The following is a 3,378-nucleotide window of genomic DNA, read 5'->3' as shown; positions in this document are numbered from 1 at the left end:
GCATCATTAGAATGAAGCACAAACGCCGCCATTTTTTGGAAGAAAATATCCTGATTTGCAGTGGGCTGAAAAGGAAAATGATCTATTAAAATTTTATAAAATTGCGTTGGCGACATTCATTTTTAGTTTACGAACTTCAAATATAGCAAGGATTTTAAATATAATTTCATTTGAGGGTTTTTAATTCTCGTAAAAAATGTAAATTTGTATTTCAAATAAAAAATATGAATCAGGATATTACTCAAAAAACATATAAAAAGCTTTGCTTTGAGGTGTCATATAGTGACCTTTCTTTTTGTGTTATTGATTTGATTTCGAATAAAATAATTACCTGCAAATCGTATTCTATTAACAAAAACAATGTTTTAGAAGAAGAATTGTGGAAAATATTTGTAGAGAATCCTATTTTAGATGATAAATATGATGATGTTGTGGTGTTACACAATTCTAATTTAAACACCTTGGTGCCTTCTTCTTTATTTGATCCCAATTATTTAGGAAGTTATTTGCAATATAATTCGAAAGTTTTTGAAACTGATTATTTTGCTTTTGATTATTTAGACACGTACGATTTAAATAATGTTTTTATTCCGTATACGAATATAAACAACTATTTATTAGACCATTACGATACGTTTGATTATAAAAATTGCAACTCCATATTTGTAAAAAAAGCATTAGATTTTTCTAAAAACAAGGATACTAAACAAGTTTGGGTACATTTTCAACACGATAGATTTGAAATTACGGTAACCAAAAACACAAATTTGTTATTGTTTAATACCTTCACGTATAACTCGTTAGAAGATTTTATTTATTTTTTATTGTTCACTTACGAACAATTACAACTAAATCCAGAAACAATTCCTGTTCAGTTTTTAGGTGCGATTTCAGAAGAAAGTGATGCGTTTAAAATTGCATATAAATATATAAGAAACTGTAGTTTATTAGATGTTTCTCATTTAAAATCCGTTTTAGATGTTCCTGAAAGCGACCTATTAAAGCATTTTATTTTATTTCACTCATGAGAATAATATCAGGAAAATATAAAGGTAGACGATTACAAGCACCAAAGAATTTGCCCGTTCGTCCTACTACCGATATGGCCAAAGAAGCTTTATTTAATATTTTAAATAACCATTTTAATTTTGGAGAATTAAAAATATTGGATTTGTTTTCGGGTACAGGTAATATTGCTTATGAATTTGCCTCTCGTGGTGCCACGCCTCTTGTAGCAGTAGATGCAGATATGGGATGTGTAAATTACATACGAAAAATAGCTACTGAATTTGACTTTGATATTACGCCAATAAAAAGTGATGTTTTTGCATTTTTACAAAAACACAAAGGAAGTTACGACATAATTTTTGCAGACCCACCGTATCATATTGATCAAAAAGATTTTGAAAAAATACCCGTTTTGATTTTTGAAAATGATATTTTAGACGAAGAAGGAATGCTAATTATTGAACATTCTAAAGACACGAAATTAGAACATTTGGATAATTTTTCGTTTGCAAGAACATACGGCGGTACAACTTTTAGTTTTTTCGAATTAGTAAGTGACGAAGACGAATTGGACGCAGTTACTGAAGATGACGAAAATGACGAATCCGAATAAGCACCATTAAGGCGATAAACGATCTATTTTCCAACTGAAATCAGCTTCTAATTTATAACGAATTCTATCGTGTAAACGATTGGCTCTTCCTTGCCAAAATTCCACTTCAACGGGTTTTACTAAAAATCCACCCCAATTTTCTGGTCGTTTAATTTCAGAACCTGAAACTTCTGTTTCTAAGTTTTTTAATTTTTCATCTAAAAAAGCTCTTGATGGAATGACTTCACTTTGATTCGATACAATAGCACCCAACTTACTACCTTCAGGACGAGAATCAAAATAAGCATCTGAAACTTGTGATGCTGTTTTTTCAGCTATTCCTTTAATGATTACTTGGCGTTCTAATATCGGCCAAAAGAATGAAATACAAACATTTGGATGTTGTAAAATGGCTTTTCCCTTTTCTGAATTATAATTGGTGTAAAATATAAAACCTTCTTCATTGAATTTTTTCAGTAGCACTATCCTGCTTTTTGGAAAACCATCTAATCCAATTGAAGAAACTGTCATAGCGTTAACTTCACCGTTCTCCTGTTCTTCTGCTTCATAAAACCATTTATGAAACAATTGAATCGCATCATCAGGAATGGTGTTCTCTAACAATTCACTTTTGTCGTATGATTTTCTATAATCGGATAAATCTTTCATTTTTTTTGGGTAAAGGGTGAAGGGTTTTAGGTTAATGGTTTTTGGTTTATGGTTAAGGGTTTTTGGTCAAGGTTTAGATTTTTATTTTGCTAATTTAAAAATCAAATATATAAATTTTGGGTTTCTCTGTTAATCTTTGTGAAACTCTGTGTAATATATCTTAAAATTCAAATTCTAATCCATCATCTGCAAGTAATACGTTTTCAAAAATTTCATTAGCTTCGGTTCTGAATAATTCAATATTTCCATATCGAGTTGAATAATGTCCTAATAATAAATGTTTTGCTTCTGCTAATTTAGCAATTTTCGCGGCTTGTTTCGCAGTTGTATGCATAGTTTTTTCAGCTAAATGAGATTCGCTTTCTAAAAACGTGCTTTCGTGATATAAAACCGTTGTATTTTTAATTATCGGAATTACATCTTCATTATACACAGTATCCGAACAAAAGGCATAACTTTTAGGTTCTTCAGGATCAAATGATAATTCTGAATTGGGTATGATTCTTCCATCATCCAAAGTAATATCGCCGCCTAATTTTATTTTATTGTAATATAATTTTTCAATATTATAATTTAAAATAGCATCTATGTTTAGTTTACGTTCTTTGTTTTTTTCTTCAAATAAATAACCATTGGTGTACACTCTGTGTTTTAGGGGTATTGTAGTGACTTTTACTTTTTCATCTTCGTAAATAATTTCGCTTTCTTTGGAAGTTAATTCGTGAAAAAATAAATTATAAGAAGTGTAAGCATTTCCTAATTTCAACAGTAATAAAATGGCTTCTTTAATGCCTTTCGGACCATAAATGTGTAAATCTTTTTCTCTACCTAATAACATAAAAGTAGAAATTAATCCAATTAAACCAAAAAAATGGTCGCCGTGCAAATGGGAAATGAAAATATGTTCAATTTGTGAAAACTTAATTTTGTGTTTGCGCAATTGCACTTGTGTGCCTTCACCGCAATCTATTAAGAACATATGGCTTTTAATCTCTAAAACTTGCGATGTAGGATTGGTTATGGTTCTTGGAGTTGCGGCATAACAGCCCAATATTTTTATTTTCAAAACGAAATTAGTGTTGTTTTTGTTTTTTGTTTTCGTTGTAAAT

Annotated in this window: 4 protein-coding genes; 2 read left to right on the top strand and 2 right to left on the bottom strand. The window is 29.9% G+C overall.

Going from position 1 to position 3,378, the window contains the following annotated elements:
• Nucleotides 1–224 precede the first annotated feature (224 nt).
• The gene (locus ACIQ11_RS09695; RefSeq protein ID WP_396154429.1) at nucleotides 225–1,028 is read left to right on the top strand and encodes a DUF3822 family protein; all 804 of its coding nucleotides are present in this window, start codon (nucleotides 225–227) and stop codon (nucleotides 1,026–1,028) included.
• The gene (gene rsmD / locus ACIQ11_RS09690; protein ID WP_291242785.1) at nucleotides 1,025–1,621 is read left to right on the top strand and encodes a 16S rRNA (guanine(966)-N(2))-methyltransferase RsmD; all 597 of its coding nucleotides are present in this window, start codon (nucleotides 1,025–1,027) and stop codon (nucleotides 1,619–1,621) included. Before ACIQ11_RS09695 ends, rsmD begins: the two co-directional genes overlap by 4 nt.
• Nucleotides 1,622–1,627: 6 nt before the next feature.
• Here rsmD and pdxH read toward each other — a convergent pair whose 3' ends face one another.
• Entirely contained in the window at nucleotides 1,628–2,269 is a 642-nt protein-coding gene (gene pdxH / locus ACIQ11_RS09685) for a pyridoxamine 5'-phosphate oxidase (RefSeq protein WP_396154427.1), read from the bottom strand.
• 160 nt (nucleotides 2,270–2,429) lie between these two features.
• A complete protein-coding gene (locus tag ACIQ11_RS09680; RefSeq protein ID WP_396154431.1) occupies nucleotides 2,430–3,335 on the bottom strand; it encodes a ribonuclease Z in 906 nt (301 codons plus the stop codon).
• Nucleotides 3,336–3,378: the final 43 nt, after the last annotated feature.

Origin of the sequence: Flavobacterium sp. (assembly GCF_044361065.1) — a bacterium.
In the GTDB taxonomy this organism is placed as follows: Bacteria; Bacteroidota; Bacteroidia; order Flavobacteriales; family Flavobacteriaceae; genus Flavobacterium.
Note: the sequence above shows the minus strand (reverse complement) of the source record. Positions and strands in the feature narration are given on the sequence as shown.